The sequence below is a fragment of the Streptomyces sp. KR80 genome, from assembly GCF_052245555.1.
Lineage (GTDB): Bacteria > Actinomycetota > Actinomycetes > Streptomycetales > Streptomycetaceae > Streptomyces.
The window spans coordinates 135,117-155,714 of the sequence record NZ_JBQQCD010000015.1 but is presented as its reverse complement, the minus strand read 5'-3'; the positions used below and the strand labels follow the sequence as shown (position 1 = coordinate 155,714).

Here is a 20,598-nt window from a genome sequence, read left to right as displayed (position 1 = left end):
CCGACACGGATCGGTACGGCGGTGGTGCGGCGTCACGCCGCGGCTGCCAGTTCCTTCTCCGCTGCCGCGACTCGCGGCACGAACGCCACGTGCCGGTGGCCGCGGCGCAGGTCGACCTTGAGGCGGAGGCCGCCGACCCGGGCGAGCATCAGGCCGACGCCGACCGCTGCGACCACCGAGATCAGGCCACCCGCGAGGAAGCCGACCCGGGCACCCCACGCATCCGTGATCCAGCCGACGAGCGGCGCCCCCAGCGGCGTACCGCCCATGAAGACCGTCATGAACAGGCTCATCACCCGCCCCCGCATCGCGGGATCGGTGGCGAGCTGGACACTCGAGTTCGCGGTGACGTTGATCGTCAGGCCGAACATGCCGATCGGCACCAGCAGCGCCGCGAAGGCCCAGAAGGTCGGCGACAAGGCGGCCGTGATCTCCAGCACGCCGAAGAGCACCGCCGCGCCGACGAGCAGCCGCAGCCGGGAGGTGCCGCGGCGTGCGGCCAGCAGTGCGCCCGCCAGCGAACCTGCCGCCATCAGCGTGTTCAGCAGGCCGTATGTGCCGGCGCCGGCGTGGAAGACGTCGTCGACGAAGGCCGTAAGCCAGATCGGGAAGTTGAAGCCGAAGGTGCCGATGAAGCCGATCAGGACGATCGGCCAGATCAGATCGGGGCGCCCGGCGACGTAGCGCAGGCCCTCCCGGAGCTGTCCCGTGCCGCGCGGCGGGCGCTCGACCCGGTGCAGCTCGGCGGTGCGCATCATCAGCAGGCCGGTGAGCGGTGCGGCGAAGGACAAGCCGTTGAGCAGGAACGCCCAGCCGCTGCCGACGAAGGTGATCAGTACACCCGCGACGGCGGGGCCGATCAGCCGGGCGGACTGGAAGTTGGCGGAGTTCAGGCTGACGGCGTTGGGCAGCTCGTGCGGGCCGACCATCTCGGCGACGAACGCCTGACGGGCCGGGTTGTCGACGACCGTGGCGAGGCCGAGCAGGAAGGCCATCAGATAGACGTGCCAGACCTGGACGTGGCCACTGAGGGTCAGCGCGGCGAGGGCGAGCCCGGTGAGGCCCATCGCGGACTGGGTGATCAGCAGCAGCAGCCGCTTGGGGAAGCGGTCGGCGATCACGCCGCCGTACAGCCCGAGGAGCAGCATCGGGAGGAATTGCAGCGCGGTGGTGATGCCCACGGCCGCGGAGGAGCCGGTGAGGCTGAGCACCAGCCAGTCCTGGGCGATGCGCTGCATCCAGGTGCCGGTGTTGGAGACCACCTGTCCGGTGGCGAAGAGCCGGTAGTTGCGGACCTTCAGCGAGCTGAAGGTGGATCGGCCCGGCTTGGCAGTGGTGTGGGTGTGGGCGGTGTCGTAGGTGTCGGGGTTCGGTCCGGGTGCGGAGTCTGCTCCGGGTCCCGTACTCAAAGTGCTTTCGCCTCCTCGTCGTGGCGTGCGGTCGTCTTCTCAGGTCTTGGGTGATCTTGCGTGTTCTGACGTGCTACAAGTGCGCGAGCTTCTCCAGGACGGGCGCGGCGGCACGCAGCGCGGCCCATTCCTCGTCGTCGAGCCGTCCGGCCAGCTCGGCGAGCCAGGCATTGCGCCTGCGCCGGCTCTCCTCGAGCATGCTGTCCGCCCGTTCGGTCCGGGTGACCACCTTCTGGCGGCGGTCCTCGGGGTGCGGTTCCAGCCGGACCAGGCCCTTGGACTCGAGCATCGCCACGATGCGGGTCATCGACGGCGGCTGGACGTGCTCCTTGCGGGCCAGCTCGCCGGGGGTGGCGGAACCGCAGCGGGCGAGCGTGCCGAGCACCGACATCTCGGTGGGGCTCAGCGATTCGTCGACTCTCTGGTGCTTGAGGCGACGGGACAGGCGCATCACAGCGGACCGCAGCGCGTTCACGGCGGCCGCGTCGTCGGGGACGCCTCCCGCCGAAGTCCCCCAGCTACCGCTGGGAGGTGCCCCCAGGGGGCGGGACTGTTCCGGCATGTCGTTAGGGTATCTCATTACCTAGCCTAAAGACCAATCCGATGTCGGCCGGTTAAACACCCTGGTTAAACACATAGCCACCCATACGAGTGAGAGGGGGCCGGAAAGTGACGCATGCGTCGCCCGCCGCCGGGACCGTACGAGCATGGGATCCAACGTGCTCAGCCTGCGCATAGACGGGGAACTACTCGACAGAATCCGGCAGCATGCCGCGCGACGCGGCATGAGCGTTCAGGACTACGTGGTCCGAACGCTCATCCGCGACGACTTCGACGAGCGCTTCAAGGCGGCGGTCGACGAGACGGAGAAGCTGGGGGTCTGGGGGTCGCCCTCAGGGAAGACCCGGCACGAGGTCACGTGACGCCCAGCCAGCGCTCGATCGGGTCGAGCATGAAGTACACGAGGAAGCAGACCCCGACGACGTTCAGCAGCCACGGCACCGTACGGAACCGGCCGGTCGTCGTGCGCAGCAGGATGAAGGACAGCACGCCGATGCCGATGCCGTTGGTGATGCTGTACGTGAACGGCATCGAGACGATCGTGAGGAACGCCGGGGCCGCGACCGTGTAGTCGCTCCAGTCGATGTCCCTGATGTTGGACGCCATGATCAGGAAACCGACCACGACCAGCGCGGGGGTCGCGGCCTGCGACGGGACCACCGTCGCCAGCGGGGTGAAGATCAGGGCCAGCAGGAAGATGCCGCCGGTCACCAGGTTCGCCAGGCCCGTACGCGCGCCCTCGCCCACGCCCGCCGTGGACTCGACGAAGCAGGTCGTCGCCGACGCCGAGCCGAAACCGCCTGCCGTGACGGCTGCGCTGTCCACCATGAGGATCCGGCCCATGCCGGGCAGCTGGCCCTTGTCGTCGACGAGGCCCGCCTCCTCGCCGACGCCGATGATGGTGCCCATCGCGTCGAAGAAGCCGGACAGCAGCACGGTGAAGACGAAGAGGCAGCCGGTGAGCACACCGACCTCACCGAAGCCGCCGAACAGGCTCACCTCGCCGATCAGCCCGAAGTCGGGAGCGGCCACGACCTTCTCGGGCAGCTCGGGGACTCTCAGGCCCCACGCGGCCGCCGGGATGGTCGCGATTGCATTGATGACGATCGCGACACCGGTCGCCGCGACGATGCTGATCAGGATCGCGCCCCTGGTCTTCCGGATGACCAGGACGAACGTGAGGGCGAGGCCGAGCACGAAAACGACGACGGGCCAGCCCTCGAGCCTGCCGCCGGTGCCGAGGCCGAGCGGAACGGCGGTGCGGGCGGCGTCCGGATTACGCGTGACGAAGCCGGCGTCGACCAGGCCGATCAGCGCGATGAACGTCCCGATGCCGATCGCGATCGCCCGGCGCAGACTGGCCGGAATCGCGTCCAGGACGCGCTGCCGGAGACCGGAGGCGACGAGGATCATCAGCACGAGGCCCGCGAGAACCACCATGCCCATCGCATCCGGCCAGCTCATCTTGGGCGCGACCTGGAGCGAGACCAGGGCATTGATGCCCAGCCCGGCGGCGAGCGCGATCGGGACATTGCCGATGACGCCCATGAGAACGGTGGTCAGGCCGGCGATGAGAGCCGTGGCGGTGACCAGCTGCCCGGTGTCCAGCTGGTCACCGAACTTGTCCACGCCGGCGCCGAGAATGATCGGGTTCAGCACGATGATGTAGGCCATCGCAAAGAACGTGGCCAATCCGCCGCGGATCTCGCGGGGGATGGTCGACCCTCGCTCGGCGATCTTGAAGAAGCGATCCAGCCCGCCCTTCGGCGATGCGTGGGGCGGTGGCTCCGGTGCGTCGACCGGGGCGCTGGCCGAGGAGGGCATACGGGACCTCAGTGGTGCGGGCCTGCAGGCGGAGCGAAGGAACCCAAGAGGCCGTGAACGTAACCCGGCCATTCTAACGATCACCCGCAGCCGCCACGCGAGCCAGGCGAAACACCCGACCCCAGCAGGACCGGCTGGGGTCCGCGCCAGCTGTGCGCTGGGGCGGCGGCGCGGCAGGGGGCCATGGGATCGCCGGGGCTGGGGTGACGGGATCAGGCCGCGGGACGCCGTCGAGGCGGCGCCGCGAGCGGCGGCGGGACGGGGCACCGTGGCCCGCCCGGGGCCCGGGGGTGGACATCGGTGCATAAGCTGGGGAGCGTTCCCTGGGGTTCCCCCAGGCCGTAGGCCAGGGGACTTCGGCAGGCGGGACCCCGGCGAGTGGAAGGGCAGGGCGGGGACGATGGGCAAGTGGACCCCCAGACATGAGGCCCCCGAGCCGCTCGAGGGCAATGTCGTCGGCACGATCACCGGCGGAACGATCCTGTGGTTCGTCCTCTTCCTCGTGCAGCTCCCCTTCTACGGCTGGTTCGACGACCACGGCCACCTGTGGTGGCTCTGGACCTGCCTGGCCGGCGGCGGGCTCGGGCTCCTCGGCGTCTGGTACGTCCGCAGGCGCGACGCCGCCATCAAGCGGGCGAACACGGATGCCCCATCCGGTGCCTCAGGCACGGGGGACGAGGCGGCCCCGCGTTAGGCCCTGTCCGGATCGCGGACCGGCCACTGCTTCGGCCGGCCGCGCCGCCCGCAGCCGCGACGTGACGACGCGTCCGCAGCCGCCACGATCACGCGTCGAACCAGCGGTCCCGCGCCAGCTCCTCCGTACGGGACGGATCCTCCAGCAGCGCCGCGACCTCGAAGCGGCGGGGCCATTCACCCGCCGCCCAGGCCAGGCCTGCCGCCACCCCCTCCAGCGTCGCCGCGTGCAGCACGCCGTCCGGCGTCCAGCGCCAGTCCGCCTCGACGCCGTCGACGAACAACTCCTCGTACTCGACGTACGTCGTCGGTGTCGACGGTCCCAACAGCGTGCGTACGGAGTCGGGCACCTCGTGCGTCTCTCCCGCCCCCTCGTCCGCGAGCGGGACCCCTTCGCGGGAGGTGACCCGGCCTTCGTACGCCTCGCTGAGCCGGGGCACCTGCAGCAGCTCGGCCAACTCGGCCGCCCGCCCCGGCCGTACGGGCAGCAGTGGGCGTCCCCCGTGAGCCGCAGCCAGCGGCAGCAGGTCAGGCGCGTCCGCGACCAGAGCGTCGGCCGCGTACACCACCCGTACCTCGCCGTCGACGACCGCCCGTAGCTCGTCGGGCAGCGTGACCTGCTCCGGATCGAGGGCAGCCAGCGCGCCGTACAGCGCATGCAGTTGGGCGGAGGTGACCGGCCGGTCGGGGTCGGCGAGGCGGGACAGCAGCTCGGCGGCGCCCCCCGGTTCGTCGAGCAGCGCCGCGACCGACGTCCGGACGCCGAGCGCGCGCAACACCTGCTCGTCGTCGAAGCCGTGTGCGTCGGCGGACTCGTAGAGCCCGGTGAGCAGCGGGTCGCCGCCCGCGGCGCGGAGTCCGGCCGGGCGGCGCCCGTCGAGGACGGGATGGCCGCGCAGCCACCATGCGGTGTACGAGCGCACGGTCTCCGTCGTCCCGTCCGGCAGCAGGACGCGCACCTTGGCGGTCAGGGCTTCCCGCAGCGGCGGCTGGGCGAGCAGCGCGAGCGCCTGCGGCCAGGCGTCGTCGTCCACCAGGTCCAGGTCGCGGACGCCGATGACTTCGGTGGCCACCGGCGGCACGGGCGTGTCGGGAAGCTGGTCGAGCACGTCCTCGCACCAGACGTCGACGGAGTCGCACAGACCCACGTCGTCCGGCTCGGCGAAGTCGCCGTCCCGGGGCTCGAGTTCGTCGGGGTCGAGCACCACGTCGGTGGCCCGGACGAGCGCGAAGTTCGCGAGCACGCCGACCGCGGTGAGGGGCTGCTCGCCCCACCGCTCGGCGAGTTCAAGGTCGCATGCGGCGAGCTCTCCCTCGCGGACGACCTGCTCGAACGGGCTGCCGGGGAGGACGAGTTCACCTGCCGGGGCCAGCTCGCCCTCGTCGTCGGGCAGCGCGAGGGCGGCGAGCCAGGGCTCGTCGCCGGGCGCGAGCCGCGCATCCCGTACGAGCCCGAGGACGGCCTCGGCCAGCTCCTCGGCATCGAGGGTGTCCGCGTCCTCGTCCCAGATCTCACTGTCGAGGGAGCCCGCGACGGCGGCCCGCACCTGGGGGGTGGTGAGGACGGCGCGGGGTGTGGCCGGGGTCGCCCCCAGCTTCTCCAACAGCGGGTGGGCGGCGTCGGGGTGGGCCACTTTGAGCCCGAGGCGGGCGAGAGTCGCCGCGCTCGTGGGCTGCCCAGCGGGTGCGGACGGTGTGGGTTCGGTGGCGGGGGCGGGGATACGGGTCGTCGGGCCGACGGCGGCGTCGGCGGCGTCGGCGGCGTCCGGGTGCCGGCGCGGTACGGCCGTGTCGTCGGCCCCGGGGAGCGGCAGCAGGACCTGCCGGGGCCCGATGGTCGTCCGGCCGTCGGCGAGCGGCACGGGCAGGCCGCTGAGGCGGTCGGGATCCGTGCCGGTGAGGCTGTCGTACAGCCGCCGCCACCAGGCGGGTGGACGCTCGACACCCGCGAGCCGGTCGATGACCTCGCCGAGCGACACCCGCGCCACCCCGAGCGCCCGTAGCTCTCCCCTCCGTTCGAGCCCTGCGGGCAGCAGGTTCGGGAAGAGATCGGCCAGTACCCGTACGGTCTCCGCGCCGGCTCCTTCGATGAGCTCGGCGTCGACGGCCCGCAGGGGGACCACCTCGCCGGTGGCGGCGCTCCGCGCGGGGAGGTCGTCGTGCCAGCCGTCCAGGCCGCCCGCGGCCCAGGGCTCCGCGGCGGTGACTTCAGGCTCAGGGCCACGGGCCCCGCCGTCGGCGCCGGGCGCGGTGGTGCGCGGGGCCTCGACCTCAGCTCCGGGTGTCGCGTCGGCGGAACCCGGCTCGCCGAGAGCACCGGTCATCCATGGCTCGCGGGGCTCCGCCCCGCGGCTCTCTCCCGGCGTCGCCGCGGGCGAAGCCGCGCTGGGGAGGAAGGGGACGCGGGGCAGAAGACGGAGGATCTCCGCGCGGAGCCGGCCGTCCAGTTCGCCCTTGCCGAGTAGACCGGGCACCAGGCCGATCGTGCCCGTGCCGACGGGCCGCCAGTCGCGCACCAGCGAGACGTAGGCCTCCGCCGCACGCTCGGTCAGGAAGTCCGTGAGCGGGCCTGGCGCCGCGTGACGGCGGGTCGGCTCCAGCGGAAGGGAGGCGATCAGCAGGGCGGGCAGCCCGAGCGGCTCGTCGGTGGGGGTCGGGGCGTGCACGACGGGCGCCGTGGCGGGGCGCGCCGGTGCGCCGGCTTCCGTCTCGCTCACCGGCACCGCCCAGCTCACGGACCACGTGGGCCGCAACCGCTCCTCAATCGGCCGGTCGGCGAGGAGCGCCGGGTCCACGCGTCCGCCGGCGGCGGCGGTGCGCCAGCGCGTGGTGCGTGTGGGGGCCCCCAGGGCGCTGTCCTCGATCACGACGTATGGGCCGTCCTGACGACGCGTCAGGGTCCGTACGCCCTCCGGGGTCTCCACCACGACTTCCGCCAGGCCGGGGAGGGTCAGCAGCAGGGCGTCGTCGATTCCGGCGAGGAGCCGGGCGACCAGGTCGACGGCCGCGCCGTCCCGCAGGGGGAGGACGACGGCGGTGTCATAGCCCACCGGTGCGGTGCCCTGCGCGGGCAGCGGCAGCCGCAGCAGCGGTACGTGGCCATCGCGCCGCCGGAGCTCGTCGGCGAGTCCCGGGCTCGCTCCGGCCGCCTCCATGGCGAGCTCGCGTGCCTCCGCGAGGGACCAGCGCACTCCGCCCGTACGGCCGACGACGGCCGGCTCGTCGCTGACGGCGAGCACGGCGGCGAAGCCGACGCCGAAACGGCCGACCGCACGGGTCGCCTCCTCGTCTCGCTTGGCGGACGCGCGGAGCGTGGACAGCGACTCGACACCGGCGGCGTCCAGCTGGGCGCCGGTGTTGGACGCGGCAAGGACCGCCGGGGAGTCGTCCTCGGGGCCACCGGCGGGGTGGAGGGTCAGCCGCAGCCGGCCGGGCACGGAGGCGCGCGCGGCGGCGTCCGCGGCGTTCTGGGCCAGCTCGATGACGAGCCGGTCGCGGTAGCCGCCGAGAGCGAGGTCCTCCTCGGCGTTGGCGTCCTCACGGAAGCGGGCGGGGGACGCCGCCCATGCGTCGAGCACGCCGCGGCGCAGCCGCGCCGTCCCGAACGGGTCCGTCCCGTCGGCCGTCGCCCGCACCATCGCCGTGCCGCTCACGTCTCGCTCCCTTTCCCGCACACCGACTGTCAGCGCCGAACGTACCGCTTGCGACGCCTGCGGCGCTGCCCGTACCTCACCGGTCGGGCCTCCCAGCTACCTCCCCCAGCTAACGCTGGGGGCACCTCCCTGGGGACACCCCCAGCTTTAGCTGGGGGAGGCCCGACCGGCGTCGGGGGAACGGCCCGGCCGGCGAGGTCAGGAGTGGCCGAGTTCCTCCGCGGGACCCGTGTCCTCCACCGAGCCGCCCGTGCGGTCCGGCCGCAGCGGCAACGGCTCGACCTTCGTCTCGTCGATCACTGGGGGCGCCGGGCGCGGCGGCTTCGGCATGACGGCGGCCTCCGAGTGAGCGCCGCAGCCGTACGACAGGGAGACGACGCGGCCGTCCGCGGGGGAGAACTCGTTCGCGCAGATCCCGAAGGCCTGCCGCAGCGAGCCCGCGATCGGGACCAGGAATCCGCAGGTCGCGCAGGACGCCGGCGCGGCCTGCGCCATGGGCGTCTTCGCGCCGTACGCCTCGTCCCAGCGGTCCGCCGCCGTGTGCAGGCCGTAGCGGGACAGCACCCGGGCCCGGCGCATGCCGAGCTCCTCGGCGACAGCCGTGATCGTGCCGCGGGCCGACGGTCCCGGCAGCCCCGACGGCGGCACGGCCGAGACCTCCGCGTCCTCGGCCTCGGCGAGTTCCGCCAGGTCGCGCGAGTACGTGGCCTCCTCCGACTCCACGGAGTTCGGCGGCGGCATGTCCTCGCCCGAGTAGCCCGGCTCCAGCCGCAGGTCGTCCGCTTCGGTGGGGAGCAGATCGCCCGGCCCCAGGTCGCCGGGGCGCAGCCGCTCGCTCCACGGCACCCACTCCGGCGCGAGCAGCGCCTCGGGGCCGGGCAGCAGCACCGTCTCGTCGAGGGTGACGACCTTGGCGCGCGAGGCGCGCGCGACGGTGACCGCCCACCGCCAGCCGCGGTAGGCCGACTCCTTGCAGGCGAAGAAGTGCGTGACGACGCGGTCGCCGTCGGCGACGGCACCGAGGTGCTCGCCGACGGACTCCTCCCCCGCGGCCTCCACGGCCGCGGCGAGGGCGAGTTCGACCGCCTCGGCGCACAAGCGGTCAGGGGTACGGCTTCGCATCGTCGCTGCACTCACAAGAATCGATTCTCTCCTACGCCGTATCATGCGTGCGCTTGGCCGAAGCCGGAGGGCGGCGGGCGGAGCGGACCGGGGGACCGCGTCGACGTCCGCGCCCAATCGGTCTCGGGCGCACCTGCTACCTCCCATTCTGCGGGATGGCGGCCAGGTCCGCGGCCGAGTACGACGGCGCAGTGGCTTCCTGCGCACGCTACCCCGACCGACGGCTCCGGGCCCACCCTCCCCCCGCCTTCGTCCCCGTTCGTTCCCCGGCGTCGCCGGACATGCCGCCGTCCGCGCGAAGGCGCCATGCGCCGTGCGAGTTGGGGCAGTATGACGGAGTGGCAGCCGAATGGTCGTCCGCCAGAACAGGCCCGCTCCGCCGCGTCGGCGCGGTGGTGGGCCGGGCGCTGCACCTGCCGTTCACCGCCACCGCCCGCGGCATCCGCCGCGCCACCCATGCCCACGGCGCCGGCGAGTCCGGGCTCGGCAATCTCATCGAGCTGCACGCCGTGAACGGCGCGGGCGACATGCTGATCACCATCGCCCTCGCCTCCACGGTCTTCTTCTCCGTCCCCACGGACGAGGCCCGCGGCCGGGTCGCCCTCTATCTCGCGGTCACCATGGCCCCGTTCACCCTGCTCGCCCCGGTCGTCGGCCCGATCCTCGACCACTTCCCGCACGGCCGCCGGGCGGCGATGGCCGGTGCCATGCTGGCCCGGGCGGCGCTCGCGCTGATCCTGTCGAAGGCCGTCGTGACCGGCGGCATCGAGCTGTACCCGGCGGCCCTGGGCGTGCTGGTCGCCTCCAAGGCGTACGGCGTGGTCCGCAGCGCCGTCGTGCCGCGCCTGCTGCCGCCCCGCTTCGCCCTGGTCAAGGCGAATTCGCGGGTAACCCTCGGCGGCCTGCTCGCCACCGGCGTCGCGGCTCCCGTGGGCGTCGGGCTGCAGGCGATCGGGTCCAGCTGGCCGCTCTACGCGGCCTGCGCCGTCTTCCTGTGGGGGGCTCTCCTCGCCTTCACGCTGCCGCACAAGGTCGACTCGGCGAAGGGCGAGGCGAAGGCGCGCTTCATCGAGCACGTGCCCCATGGGGTCGCCGCTCCGCGGAAGAGCGCACGGCACCCCGAGCCGGGCGTCGTCGGAGCCGGCGCCACCCGGACCCGGCATGCGCCGGCCTGGCTGGGCGGAGTCGGCGGCCGTGGCCGTGGCGGCACGGGGCGGTCGAAGCGGCCCGGCCTGCGGACCGTGGGCCCGTCCGTACTCCACGGGCTCCAGGCGAACGCCACGCACCGCGCGCTCTCCGGCTTCCTCATCTTCTTCCTGGCGTTCCTGCTGCGCGACCGTCCGCTGGGCGGGCTGAGCGCGGCCGTGTCGCTCGGGATAGTGGGTGTCGCGGCCGGTGTGGGCGGCGCGCTCGGCACGGCGGTCGGCGCGTTGCTCAGATCGCGCACCCCCGAGCGGATCATCGTGGCGGTCCTGGGCCTGGCCCTCGGTACGGCGATCCTGGCCGCCGCCTTCTTCGGTCAGTTCACGATCACCGCCATCGGAGCCGTCGCCGGCTTCTCGCAGGCGCTGTCCAAGCTGTCGCTGGACGCGCTGATCCAGCGGGATGTGCCGGAGCAGGTACGGAACTCGGCGTTCGCCCGCTCCGAGACGCTGCTGCAGATGTCGTGGGTGGTGGGCGGCGCGATCGGCATCGTGCTGCCGCTGAACGGCGTGCTGGGGATGTCCGCGGCGTGCGTCATGATCGCCGCAGGGGCGGTCGCGACCGTACGAGGGCTGCTCGCCGCCGCCCGGCGCGGCACGCCGCACCCCCGCGTGGCCTGAGCAGAGCCGCCAGATAGCCTTCGCGCATGAGCGCTGCGCATTTCAGGAGCAAGACCTGCCGCACTGCGACCGCCGCCGGTGCCGTGGTTCTCGGCCTTGTCGCCCTCTCCGGCTGCGGGGACAAGCCGACCCCGGTGGCGACCGTCACGGTGGGCTCGAACTCCGTGTCCGCCGAAGCCGCCTGCTACACCGAGGGCGAGAAGCTGTCCGAGAAGAAGCTGCGCGACTGCGTCGGCAAGAAGTCGGACGAGAAGCTCACGGTGCACGAAGGCGAGAAGGTTCGGGTCGGCGTCGACCCGGAGATCGCCGAGACGGGCTGGGCCCTGGTGATCAACGGTCAGCCCGCGATGAGCGAGGCGAGCAAGGACACGTACCGCAGCTTCGACTTCGACCGGGTCTTCGCACCGCAGCAGAGCCCCGGCGGTGGCGCCGCGGTGCCGGACTCGGCGCAGCTGACGCTGATCGAGGTGACGAAGGAAGGCCAGGGGAAGGGCGCCTGGCAGTTCACCCTGAACCGGGCGTCCTGACGCCGGTCGGCTCCGACCCGTGCCCAGGTCTGTGCGCGTCCTCGTGGTCACCGCCGTGCGGGCGGAGGCCGACGCCGTCCAGGCCGGGCTGCGTGAGGTGATCGCGGCGCGGGCCGGAGCTGCGTCGGCGGCGGACGCCGAGGCCGAATCCGTCCGCCTACCGGGCAGCCAGGTCATGCAGCGGCTGCGTCTGCCCGCGCTCATCCTCGACGTCCTGGCCTCGGGCGCCGGGCCTGCGGCGGCCGCTGCCGGGGCCTGTGCCGCGCTGACCGCCGCCGCGCTGACCAGCACGCCGTACGATCTCGTCGTCTCGGCCGGAATCGGCGGCGGGTTCCCGGCCGTCGCCCCGGTCGGGGCCGTCGTCGTCGCCGATGCGATTGTCGCCGGCGACCTGGGCGCCGAGACCCCCGACGGCTTTCTGCCGGTCGACGAACTGGGCTTCGGCCGCACCGTGCGTCCGACGCCGCCGGGGCCGACCCGGCATCTCGTCGAGGCTCTGGAACAGGCCGGCCGGCCTGCCGTGCTCGGCCCCGTACTGACCGTCTCCACCGTGACCGGCTCCGCCGCGCGTGCCGCCGAGCTGCTCGCCCGCCACCCCCGCGCCGCCGCCGAGGCGATGGAGGGCTTCGGCGTCGCCGAGGCCGCCGCGCTGCACGAGGTGCCGGTGCTCGAGATACGGGCCGTCTCGAACGCCGTCGGCCCGCGCGACCGCGCCGCCTGGCGGATCGGCCAGGCCCTGGACTCGCTGCGGTACGCCGTCCACCTGCTCATCCCGATCGTCGAGGAGGAGTTCCGATGAGCGACGCGCTCGATGCCGGATCAGAGCGCCCGGAGGCGAGCGAGCAAGGACGGGCCGCACCGGCGACCGAGGACGCACTGAAGATCGCGTACTCGCCGTGTCCCAACGACACCTTCGTCTTCCACGCGTGGGCACACGGTCACGTCCCGGACGCGCCTGCCTTGGACGTGACCTTCGCGGACATCGACGTCACCAACGCCATGGCCGAGCGCGGCGAGCTGGACGTGCTCAAGGTGTCCTACGCCGTCCTGCCGTGGATCCTCGAGGAGTACGCGCTGCTGCCGTGCGGCGGGGCGGTGGGCCGGGGCTGCGGACCTCTGGTGCTCACCCGCGAGCCGTCGTCGGCCGCAGACCTGGCGCGGCGGACCGTCGCCGTGCCGAGCGAGCGGTCGACCGCGTATCTGCTCTTCCGGCTGTGGGCAGCGGACGCGGTCCCGGGCGGGGCCGGCGGCCGCGACGGCCTGCGCTGTGTCGTGCTGCCGTTCCACGAGATCATGCCCGCCGTGCGGGACGGCGTCGTCGACGCCGGGCTCGTGATCCACGAGGCCCGCTTCACCTACCGGAATTACGGTCTGCACCGCCTCGCCGACATGGGCGGGCACTGGGAGTCCACGACCGGCCTGCCGATCCCGCTCGGCGCGATCGTGGCCAAACGCGCCCTGGGGGATGACCGGCTGCGGCAGCTTGCCGAGGCCGTACGCACCTCGGTGCGGATGGCCTGGGCGGATCCCGAGGCCTCCCGGCCGTACGTCCTGGCGCACGCCCAGGAGATGGACCCGGCGGTCGCCGACCAGCACATTGGGCTGTACGTCAACGAGTTCACGGCCGACCTCGGCAGCAGCGGCTATGCCGCGGTCCGGGGGCTGCTCACGCGTGCCGCGGCCGAGGGGCTCGTACCACCCCTCGGCCGCGATGCGCTGAGCTTCGGATAGCCGGCCCGCCGACCGGTTTCCGCGGCTGATACGGCTCGTCGATACGGCTAGACGTCCAGCTGGTCGGCCACGGCGCGCAGCATGCCCGCGATCTTGTGGCCATGCGCCTTGTCGGGATAACGCCCGCGCTCGAGCTGCTGCGAGACGCTCTCCAGCAGCGTGGTGAGGTCCTGGACGATCGAGGCCAGCTCGTCCGGCTTGCGCCGCTGCGCTGCCGCCACCGACGGCGCCGGCTCGAGAAGGCTCACAGAGAGCGCCTGATCGCCGCGGTTGCCCGTGACCACGCCGAACTCGACCCGCTGGCCAGGCTTGAGCGTGTCCACTCCGGCGGGGAGCACGGAGGAGTGCACGAAGACGTCGCCGCCGTCGTCCCGGGAGAGAAAGCCGAAGCCCTTCTCGCTGTTGAACCACTTGACCTTGCCGGTAGGCACGTCCGTCCTCGTCCTCGTCACTCGTCGCGGAAAACCAACAAAACAGCTCTGGATAGCAGTACAGCGGGTCGCCGGACCCGCCGCCACCAAGGCTAATGGTGCCGCGCCTGGTGACAAGACGTCGCCGGGTGGTTCCGAAGCGCTCCAGGACCCGACCTACCCTGGTCGGGTGACCAGTACACCCGCCCGCCCGGGCGACCGACTCGTCCGGATCGGCGCGATCGTCTTCCTCATCGGCGCAGTGGCCACGGCGGCCACCGTGGCCCCGCTGTTCCTCGGTGCCGATCCGCTGCCGCCCGCCGCGTACTTCGTCTGCATGCTGATGGGCCTCGGTTTCGCCCTCGCCGCGGCCGGACTGCTCCGGTCGATCGCCACCCAGAGGCGTCAGGCCGGGGAGGCCTCGCGGTCCGCCAAGTAGTCCTCCAGCCACGCCGGGAACCCCGTCAGATCGGCCAGGACGACATCCGCGCCCTCCGAGCGCAGGGCGGAGGCATCGCACGGCCCGGTGGGCACCGCGACGGACAGCGCACCGGCGGTGAGCGCGCCGCGGACGTCGCCGGTGTGGTCGCCGACGTAGACCGCCGCGCCGTGCTCACGCAGCGCCTCCGCCTTGGCCTCCGCCCACAGCCAGCCGATCACCGCGTCGGCCTCGATGCCGAGGTGCTTCAGGTGCAGCTCGGCGTTCGGCTCGTGCTTGGCGGTGACCACGATCGCCCGCCCGCCGCGCCGCCGCACCGCCGCGACGGCCTCACGTGCCCCGGGCATGGCGAGCGTCGGGGCGATGGCGAACGCGGGGTAGATCTCGCGGTAACGGTCGCCCATGGGCTGGATCCGCTCCTCCGGGAACCAGTGCGCCAGCTCCTGCTCCAGCGGTGGCCCGAGCCGGGTGATGGCGAGATCGGCGTCGATGTATGTGCCGGTCTCGGCCGACAGCGCCTCGTACGCGGCCTTGATCCCGGGGCGGGAGTCGATCAGCGTCATGTCGAGGTCGAAGCCGACCGTGAGCGGTCGCGTGGGCTGCGTAGGCATCCGGTCATTGTGCCGTCCACGGGCGTCGGCCCGGCCACGGGCCTGAGGCCGGCGAGCGGCGTGGGGTCGACGAACAGACCTCAACGCGTCGGCCGCCGCCTCGCCTTCCACACCAGGAAGAGCGCCGAGGCGACGGCTGCCACGCGGAGGGCCACCGGCCACGTGCCGGTGAGCGCGTCCGCCATCCGCCCCTGCGGGATCGGTTCGCCCCAGCGGCCGTCGACACGTCCCCAGAGCCAGACGATGGCGCCGACCGCGACCATGCCCGGCAGGCCGAGCGCGGCCAGCTTCGCCTCGATACGGGAGAGCCGGCGCGACCCGTAGGCGATCAGCCAGCCGAGGCCGAGCGTGACCATGGAGCCGAGGAAGGCGCCGGCGACGAGGAGGGCCGCGGCGATGAGGAGCAGCGGACTGCGCGGGGTCCTGGGGACGACAGCCCCGGCCGTCCGAACGCGTCGGCGGAGGGCCCGCCGCAGCAGGGTGGCCTTTCCGACCGCCTCGGCCGCGTCCGGTCCCTGGTCCGCGCCGTCGTCCCGCCGGTCCTGCCCGACCTGTTCGTCCCCGGGCGGCTCGTCCCCGGGAGGCGGTCTGAGTATCTCGGGGATCTCGATGCCGCCGACGAAGCCGTGCACGGGCTGCCCGGTTCCGCCGAAGGGGCCCGGCGCCATCCGCCACCAGTCGGGCGCGTCGTCGAACGGGCCGAGTTCGTCCTCGCCCGCGAGATGCGGGGGTGACGGACCCTCGGGCACGGGGCCCGCCCCGGCATCGGTTCCGCGCTCCTTGCGCGGCGCCGGCACTGTGCCGCCCCGGGCGGTCGCCCGCTGTGCGAGGCCGGCCGACTGCTCGCGGGCGGTACGGGCACCGGAGCCGTCGGTCCCGGCCGAGTCCACCACGTCGGCGGGCGTGCCCAGCCTGCCGAGAATCCGCCGCACCGCGGCAGGCGTATCGGTGGCACCGGCGCGCTGCTGCTCGATCTCCGACCGCAGCCGGGTCACCAGCCGCATCCGCTCCGACGACGGCAGCTGCCGCTGCTGAGCGAGGTCACCGACCCGGCTCAGATAGTCATAAACGAGCTTGTCGCTCTCGATTCCCAACGAAATCCCCTGCGAGTACGCGCAGTTCCCGACTCCGGCTCCGAAGGTACCTCCCCCAGCTACCGCTGGGAGGTGCCCCCACGCCGCTGCCGGGCCGGTGATGCGACCCGCCCGTCCCCCAAGGGGAGGCCCACCGGCCGCCGCTGTGGGGGCACTCCCGCTGGGAGTGCCTCCCGGGCCGTTAGGCCCAGGGGGACTGACGCTAGGGGGAGGTAGCTGGGGGAGGGTACCGTGAAGCGGATGGGCGGTCAGCAGAATCGAGAGGAGCGCGGGTCGGCGGCCACACGTCCCGGTGGCGGTCGTGCCGCCGGAACGCCCCGCACGCTCGCCGAGGAGCTGCGCGGCCGCCCCGACGGCGAGCTCGCCGCGCTGCTCCGAGCCCGCCCCGACCTCGTCTCGCCCGTCCCGGGCGACCTCACCCAGCTCGCCACCCGCGCGGGCACCCGCGCCTCCGTCGTACGGGCTCTGGAGCGTCTGGACCGGTTCGCGCTGCAGACCGCCGAGGCGCTCGCGGTCGCACCCGACCCGTGCCCATACGCCACTCTGCTCGCCCTGATGGCGGGCGACGACGGCGACGACGACGTCACCCGCGAGCTGCCCCGCGCCGTCGCCACCCTCCGTACGCAGGCGCTCGTCTGGGGCGGGGGCGACCGCCTGCACCTCGTCCGTACGGCCCGGGAGGTGCTCGCCCCGGCCGCTCCGGGCGCGCCCGGAGTCTCCGGTGTCGCGGGCCCGTCGCCTACCGGGCTGGGACCCACCGTCGCCGAGGCCACCGCCGGGATGTCACCCGGCCGCCTCCAGGAGATCATCGCCACGGCGGGGCTGCCGGCCACCCACGATCCGGTGACCGCCGTCGAAGCGCTCACCGCCCTCTTCCGTGACCGCGGGCGGATGTCGGCGCTCCTGGCCGAAGCGCCCGAGGAGTCCCGCGAAACGCTCGCCCGGCTCGTCTGGGGGCCGCCGTACGGGACGGTGCCGGCGCGTCCGTCCCCGGCGGTCCGCTGGCTCACCGCACGCGGGCTGCTCCTGCCGATCGCTCCCGGCACGGTCGTCCTGCCGCGCGAGGTCGCCCTGCACCTGCGCCACGGGCGCGCCCACCGCTCGCCGGAACCGGTGCCGCCGCCGGTCGTCCCCGCGGCCGAGCACCGTCCTGGGGGCACCCCTGGGAGCACCTCCCAGACGGAGTCTGGGGGAGATAGCTGGCGAAGGATCGTCGACACCACGGCGGCCGGCCAGGCGCTCGCCGCGCTCGGCACGATCGAGGACCTGCTGAAGCAGTGGGACCTGGGCGGACCCCCCGTACTGCGGGCCGGCGGCCTGAGCGTTCGAGACCTGAAACGGACCGCCGCCGCGCTCGACACGGACGAGCCGACCGCCGCCTTCTGGCTCGAACTCGGCTACGCCGCCGGGCTCCTCGCCTCCGACGGCGAGGCGGACGAACGCTTCGCGGCGACCCCGGCGTACGACGCGTGGCTGCGGCGCCCCCCGGAGGAACGGTGGGCCGCGCTGGCGGCGGCGTGGCTGGCGGCGACGCGTACGGCGGGGGTGGTCGGCGGCCAGGACGCGAAGGGCCGAACGCTCGCGGCCCTGGGGCCGGGCCTGGACCGTGCCCCGGCCCCGCAGGTCCGGCGCCGGACTTTGGAACTCCTCGCATCCCTCCCCCCGGGCGCTTCGGCGGACCGGGAGGCCCTGCTGGCCCGCCTGCGGTGGGAACACGGGATCGCCTCCGGCGGGGGTGCGTTGGCACCGGGTGCGGCCGGCCCTGCGGATGCGGGAGCGACGCCCGGTGCCGCCGGTTCGGCGCCCGCGAGCGCGCGGGCGCGGTCCGCCGCGGCCCGAATCGCCGCCGGTGCGCAGCCCCCCACCGCCACGGACGACCTGCGCTCGCGCATCGCACGCTGGACCCTGACCGAGGCCGAACTCCTCGGCATCACCGGCCGGGGTGCCCTCTCCGCCCACGGCCGGGCCCTGTTGGGCCCCGTGCCGACATCCGAAGGCCCGCGGGCCGCCGAGACCCCTGAGGCCGACGGCACCCCCGGGCGCGCCCAGGCCTCCGGCATCAGCGCCGGTCAACGAGCCGGACTGTCCCGGGAGTCCCGGCCGACAGGCGCGGACCAGGCGGCAGCCGCCCGAGCAGCGGCCCTGCTCGCGCCGCTGCTGCCGCAACCGCTCGACCACGTACTGCTGCAGGCCGATCTGACCGCCGTCGCGCCCGGGCCGCTGGAGCGGCCGCTCGCGGAGCTGCTCGGCGTGCTCGCCGACGTCGAGTCGAAGGGCGCGGCGACCGTCTACCGGTTCACCCCCGGCTCGGTACGGCGCGCGCTCGACGCCGGACAGGGCGCAGCCGACCTGCACGCCTTCCTCGCCGAGCACTCCCGTACGCCCGTGCCCCAGCCACTCAGCTATCTCATCGACGACGTGGCCCGCCGCCACGGGCACCTGCGCATCGGGGCCGCCTCCGCGTACGTGCGGTGCGACGACGACGCGCTGCTGGCGGAGATCCTGGCCGACCGGCGCTCCGCCGGGCTCCGGCTGCGCCGCCTGGCACCGACCGTGCTCGCCGCTCAGGCCTCCCCCGACCTGCTGCTGGAGCGGCTGCGCGAGATGGGGTACGCCCCTGCCGCGGAGTCCGCCGAGGGCGATGTGCTGGTGGCGCGCGCCGACGCCCACCGCACCCCGGCACGCGCCGCCCCCACCCCCGTTCAGGGCGGGCCGCCGCCACCGGACGAGACTCTGCTCGGCGCGGCGGTCCGGGCGATCCGCGCGGGCGACCTGGCGACGACGGCGGTGCGCAGGACCGCCCCGGTACCGGGCACGAGGACCACCGCCCCGGCCGAGCCCGGCAGCCTCCCCCGCACCACCGCCTCCGAGACCCTCGCCACCATGCAGGCGGCGGCCCTCACCAGCACCGCCGTCTGGATCGGTTACGTCAACGCGGACGGCGCCGCCAGCCAGCGCGTGATCGCTCCGGTGCGGGTGGAGGGCGGCTTCGTCACGGCGTACGACCACACCGCGGACGAAGTCCGCACCTTCCCGCTGCACCGGATCACCGGCGTGGCCGAACTGGCCGACGGAGCCGGCTGATCGCGCGTACCCATGCGGTGGCCTGGGGGTTACCTCCTGGGGGCACACCCCGTCTCCCGTATTGCCGGATTCCCCCACGTACGAGCGACATATCGCATCCGCGCGGAGTGCCGTGGGCAGCCACCTCGCGACGCGTTCACGCACCGGGACCAGGCCCCGAGTGCCGTACGAAGAGAGGTAGTTCCATGCGCCGTATCGCCACTGTCCTGCTCGGAACACTCGCGTTCCTCAGCGCCCTCGCATCGCCCGCCGCCGCGATCGGCATCGATCTCAGCGGCGGCATCGTCTTCTAGGCCCACACCCGCCACCAGCGTCCCCCACGGGCCGGACCGCACCATCCCGATGCGGCCGTGCGGTCCGGCCGCCCCCCGAAGCGAGAAGAGACGAGAAAGGTCGTCGATGCGCCGTATCGCCACCGCCGTGCTGGGAGCCGTCGCCCTCATCGGCGTACTCGCCGCCCCGGCCGCGGCTGTTCCTCCCCTCCCGGTTCCCGCCGGCGCCGAGCCCCTCGTCACCGAGGGCGTCACCGTCGAAGGCCCCGTGATCAACAACCTGACCCTGCCCGGGGCCAAGTAGGCCTGGGTGGCCCGGGCCTCGCCCGCGCCACCGGTAGCACGAAGGGTGCCGGCCCGTGTCGTGGACACGGGCCGGCACTCTTCCCGGTGCGGTGCGAGCTCACCGCTCTTCTGTCAGGGATTGGGCAGCTTGCAGCCCGGATTCGCGGTGTTGTACCTCATGTGCGAGGAGAGGACCCAGGCACCGTGGCTGTCCGCTCCTCCCGAACCGGCGAGCCTGCGCCACGTGTAGCCACCGCCCTTCTTCGTGTACTTGCTCGCCCGGATCTTGGCGCCCTTGGAGAGCTTGCCCTCACTGTCGTACTTCGTTCCCACCCAACTGCGCTTGTGGTGCGCCTTGGTGACCACGAAGTTGCAATAGGTCTTCGGCTTCCCTTCCGCGCAGTTGTGGCTGATCAGCGTCCAGTGCTTGCCGTTTCCGGAGTACCGCTTGCCGTTGAAGGACACCGGGATCCGGTCGGAGCCCGGGTATCCCCACGTCGCCGTGTTTCCGCCGCTCTTGGCGAGCTCGAAGTGCAGGTGCACGTTGCCGTTGGAGGTGTCACCGGAGTTGCCGACCGTTCCGATCCGGGCGCCGCGCTTGACCGTGGCTCCCTTCTTCACGGTCCGCTTGCCGAGGTGCACGTAGGTCGTGAAGTACCCGCCTTTGTGCTTGATCTGAACGATGTGGCCGGCGCTCGACTGCTTGAAGTACGACTGCACGACCCTGCCTGAGGCCGCCGCCCGAACTGCCCAGCCCTTACGGCCGACAGCGGTGTCGAGTGCGGGACTGTGATTCCAGGTGTAGAAGGTCCACTTCTGGCCGCATGCGAACGGCATCTGGAACTTCGGTCGTGCTGCTGCTGCCGCCGCGGCCGACGACTGCGTCCCGCCGGTCGCCTTCGTGGCCGAAGCCGACCCCGACGTGATCGCGCTGACCGACAACCCGCCGATGAACAACGCCGCGACCAGCGGTATCGACGCCCATCTCCTACTGACCCTCGCGTGGCGCATGAAAATCCTCCCCTTCGTACAGCGAAATGAACGCAACCATCCGTGCCGT

The 20,598-nt window shown here is 73.3% G+C and carries 18 protein-coding genes; 9 read left to right on the top strand and 9 right to left on the bottom strand.

What is annotated here, in order from left to right; translation table 11 throughout:
* Nucleotides 1-32: 32 nt before the first annotated feature.
* Both ACTWQI_RS21300 and ACTWQI_RS21295 read right to left on the bottom strand, forming a co-directional pair.
* On the bottom strand, nt 33-1,409 hold the full coding sequence (locus ACTWQI_RS21300) for an MFS transporter (protein WP_443272707.1): 1,377 nt from the start codon (nt 1,407-1,409) through the stop codon (nt 33-35).
* Between the two features lie 73 nt (nt 1,410-1,482).
* Complete coding sequence (locus ACTWQI_RS21295; RefSeq protein WP_443272770.1) at nt 1,483-1,860, bottom strand: MarR family winged helix-turn-helix transcriptional regulator; 378 nt, start codon at nt 1,858-1,860, stop codon at nt 1,483-1,485.
* Nucleotides 1,861-2,116: 256 nt separating this feature from the next.
* Between ACTWQI_RS21295 and ACTWQI_RS21290 the strand changes: the two genes are divergently transcribed.
* Nucleotides 2,117-2,332 carry a ribbon-helix-helix protein, CopG family gene (locus ACTWQI_RS21290; RefSeq protein ID WP_443272705.1) on the top strand — a complete coding sequence of 72 codons (216 nt, stop codon included), beginning with the start codon at nt 2,117-2,119 and terminating at the stop codon, nt 2,330-2,332.
* Here ACTWQI_RS21290 and ACTWQI_RS21285 read toward each other — a convergent pair.
* Nucleotides 2,325-3,794: an NCS2 family permease gene (locus ACTWQI_RS21285; RefSeq protein WP_443272703.1), complete on the bottom strand. Its 1,470-nt coding sequence runs from the start codon at nt 3,792-3,794 to the stop codon at nt 2,325-2,327. The genes ACTWQI_RS21290 and ACTWQI_RS21285 overlap by 8 nt on opposite strands.
* 400 nt (nt 3,795-4,194) lie before the next feature.
* Between ACTWQI_RS21285 and ACTWQI_RS21280 the strand changes: the two genes are divergently transcribed.
* A complete protein-coding gene (locus tag ACTWQI_RS21280) occupies nt 4,195-4,488 on the top strand; it encodes a DUF2530 domain-containing protein (RefSeq protein WP_443272701.1) in 294 nt (97 codons plus the stop codon).
* A gap of 88 nt (nt 4,489-4,576) precedes the next feature.
* Here the strand turns inward: ACTWQI_RS21280 and ACTWQI_RS21275 are convergent, their stop codons facing one another.
* Complete coding sequence (locus tag ACTWQI_RS21275; protein WP_443272768.1) at nt 4,577-8,125, bottom strand: sacsin N-terminal ATP-binding-like domain-containing protein; 3,549 nt, start codon at nt 8,123-8,125, stop codon at nt 4,577-4,579.
* A gap of 213 nt (nt 8,126-8,338) precedes the next feature.
* On the bottom strand, nt 8,339-9,262 hold the full coding sequence (locus ACTWQI_RS21270; RefSeq protein ID WP_443272766.1) for a DUF3027 domain-containing protein: 924 nt from the start codon (nt 9,260-9,262) through the stop codon (nt 8,339-8,341).
* Nucleotides 9,263-9,600: 338 nt separating this feature from the next.
* Between ACTWQI_RS21270 and ACTWQI_RS21265 the strand changes: the two genes are divergently transcribed.
* Genes ACTWQI_RS21265 through ACTWQI_RS21250 form a run of 4 tightly spaced genes read left to right on the top strand, consistent with a single transcriptional unit; the run spans nt 9,601 to nt 13,343 of the window.
* On the top strand, nt 9,601-11,085 hold the full coding sequence (locus ACTWQI_RS21265) for an MFS transporter (protein WP_443272699.1): 1,485 nt from the start codon (nt 9,601-9,603) through the stop codon (nt 11,083-11,085).
* Between the two features lie 26 nt (nt 11,086-11,111).
* Nucleotides 11,112-11,612, top strand: a complete 501-nt coding sequence (locus ACTWQI_RS21260; RefSeq protein ID WP_443272697.1) for a hypothetical protein — start codon at nt 11,112-11,114, stop codon at nt 11,610-11,612.
* 31 nt (nt 11,613-11,643) lie between these two features.
* Nucleotides 11,644-12,411, top strand: a complete 768-nt coding sequence (locus tag ACTWQI_RS21255; RefSeq protein ID WP_443272764.1) for a futalosine hydrolase — start codon at nt 11,644-11,646, stop codon at nt 12,409-12,411.
* Nucleotides 12,408-13,343, top strand: a complete 936-nt coding sequence (locus ACTWQI_RS21250) for a 1,4-dihydroxy-6-naphthoate synthase (protein WP_443272695.1) — start codon at nt 12,408-12,410, stop codon at nt 13,341-13,343. The genes ACTWQI_RS21255 and ACTWQI_RS21250 overlap by 4 nt, the downstream gene beginning before the upstream one ends.
* A 47-nt stretch (nt 13,344-13,390) precedes the next feature.
* On the opposite strand, the gene ACTWQI_RS21245 is transcribed toward ACTWQI_RS21250, so the two are convergent.
* Entirely contained in the window at nt 13,391-13,774 is a 384-nt protein-coding gene (locus ACTWQI_RS21245) for a cold-shock protein (RefSeq protein WP_443272693.1), read from the bottom strand.
* A 169-nt stretch (nt 13,775-13,943) separates the two neighbouring features.
* Here ACTWQI_RS21245 and ACTWQI_RS21240 point away from each other — a divergent pair, with 169 nt between their 5' ends.
* Nucleotides 13,944-14,192, top strand: coding sequence for a hypothetical protein (locus ACTWQI_RS21240; RefSeq protein WP_443272691.1), 249 nt, complete (start codon nt 13,944-13,946; stop codon nt 14,190-14,192).
* On the opposite strand, the gene ACTWQI_RS21235 is transcribed toward ACTWQI_RS21240, so the two are convergent.
* Nucleotides 14,159-14,803, bottom strand: a complete 645-nt coding sequence (locus tag ACTWQI_RS21235) for an HAD family hydrolase (protein WP_443272689.1) — start codon at nt 14,801-14,803, stop codon at nt 14,159-14,161. The two genes, ACTWQI_RS21240 and ACTWQI_RS21235, sit on opposite strands and share 34 nt — an antisense overlap.
* A gap of 80 nt (nt 14,804-14,883) precedes the next feature.
* The gene (locus tag ACTWQI_RS21230; protein WP_443272687.1) at nt 14,884-15,897 is read right to left on the bottom strand and encodes a hypothetical protein; all 1,014 of its coding nucleotides are present in this window, start codon (nt 15,895-15,897) and stop codon (nt 14,884-14,886) included.
* Between the two features lie 240 nt (nt 15,898-16,137).
* Between ACTWQI_RS21230 and ACTWQI_RS21225 the strand changes: the two genes are divergently transcribed.
* Nucleotides 16,138-18,981, top strand: a complete 2,844-nt coding sequence (locus ACTWQI_RS21225; protein WP_443272685.1) for a helicase-associated domain-containing protein — start codon at nt 16,138-16,140, stop codon at nt 18,979-18,981.
* A 399-nt stretch (nt 18,982-19,380) separates the two neighbouring features.
* Complete coding sequence (locus ACTWQI_RS21220; protein ID WP_443272684.1) at nt 19,381-19,557, top strand: hypothetical protein; 177 nt, start codon at nt 19,381-19,383, stop codon at nt 19,555-19,557.
* Nucleotides 19,558-19,670: 113 nt separating this feature from the next.
* Here the strand turns inward: ACTWQI_RS21220 and ACTWQI_RS21215 are convergent, their stop codons facing one another.
* Complete coding sequence (locus tag ACTWQI_RS21215; protein WP_443272682.1) at nt 19,671-20,549, bottom strand: M23 family metallopeptidase; 879 nt, start codon at nt 20,547-20,549, stop codon at nt 19,671-19,673.
* Nucleotides 20,550-20,598 lie beyond the last annotated feature (49 nt).

Coding starts and splice junctions, on each gene's coding strand:
- ACTWQI_RS21295 (WP_443272770.1), bottom strand. CDS start 1,860: ATGCGCCTGTCCCGTCGCCTCAAGCACCAGAGAGTCGACGAATCGCTG.
- ACTWQI_RS21290 (WP_443272705.1), top strand. CDS start 2,117: ATGGGATCCAACGTGCTCAGCCTGCGCATAGACGGGGAACTACTCGAC.
- ACTWQI_RS21285 (WP_443272703.1), bottom strand. CDS start 3,794: ATGCCCTCCTCGGCCAGCGCCCCGGTCGACGCACCGGAGCCACCGCCC.
- ACTWQI_RS21280 (WP_443272701.1), top strand. CDS start 4,195: ATGGGCAAGTGGACCCCCAGACATGAGGCCCCCGAGCCGCTCGAGGGC.
- ACTWQI_RS21275 (WP_443272768.1), bottom strand. CDS start 8,125: ATGGTGCGGGCGACGGCCGACGGGACGGACCCGTTCGGGACGGCGCGG.
- ACTWQI_RS21270 (WP_443272766.1), bottom strand. CDS start 9,262: ATGCGAAGCCGTACCCCTGACCGCTTGTGCGCCGAGGCGGTCGAACTC.
- ACTWQI_RS21260 (WP_443272697.1), top strand. CDS start 11,112: ATGAGCGCTGCGCATTTCAGGAGCAAGACCTGCCGCACTGCGACCGCC.
- ACTWQI_RS21250 (WP_443272695.1), top strand. CDS start 12,408: ATGAGCGACGCGCTCGATGCCGGATCAGAGCGCCCGGAGGCGAGCGAG.
- ACTWQI_RS21235 (WP_443272689.1), bottom strand. CDS start 14,803: ATGCCTACGCAGCCCACGCGACCGCTCACGGTCGGCTTCGACCTCGAC.
- ACTWQI_RS21225 (WP_443272685.1), top strand. CDS start 16,138: ATGGGCGGTCAGCAGAATCGAGAGGAGCGCGGGTCGGCGGCCACACGT.
- ACTWQI_RS21220 (WP_443272684.1), top strand. CDS start 19,381: ATGCGCCGTATCGCCACCGCCGTGCTGGGAGCCGTCGCCCTCATCGGC.
- ACTWQI_RS21215 (WP_443272682.1), bottom strand. CDS start 20,549: ATGCGCCACGCGAGGGTCAGTAGGAGATGGGCGTCGATACCGCTGGTC.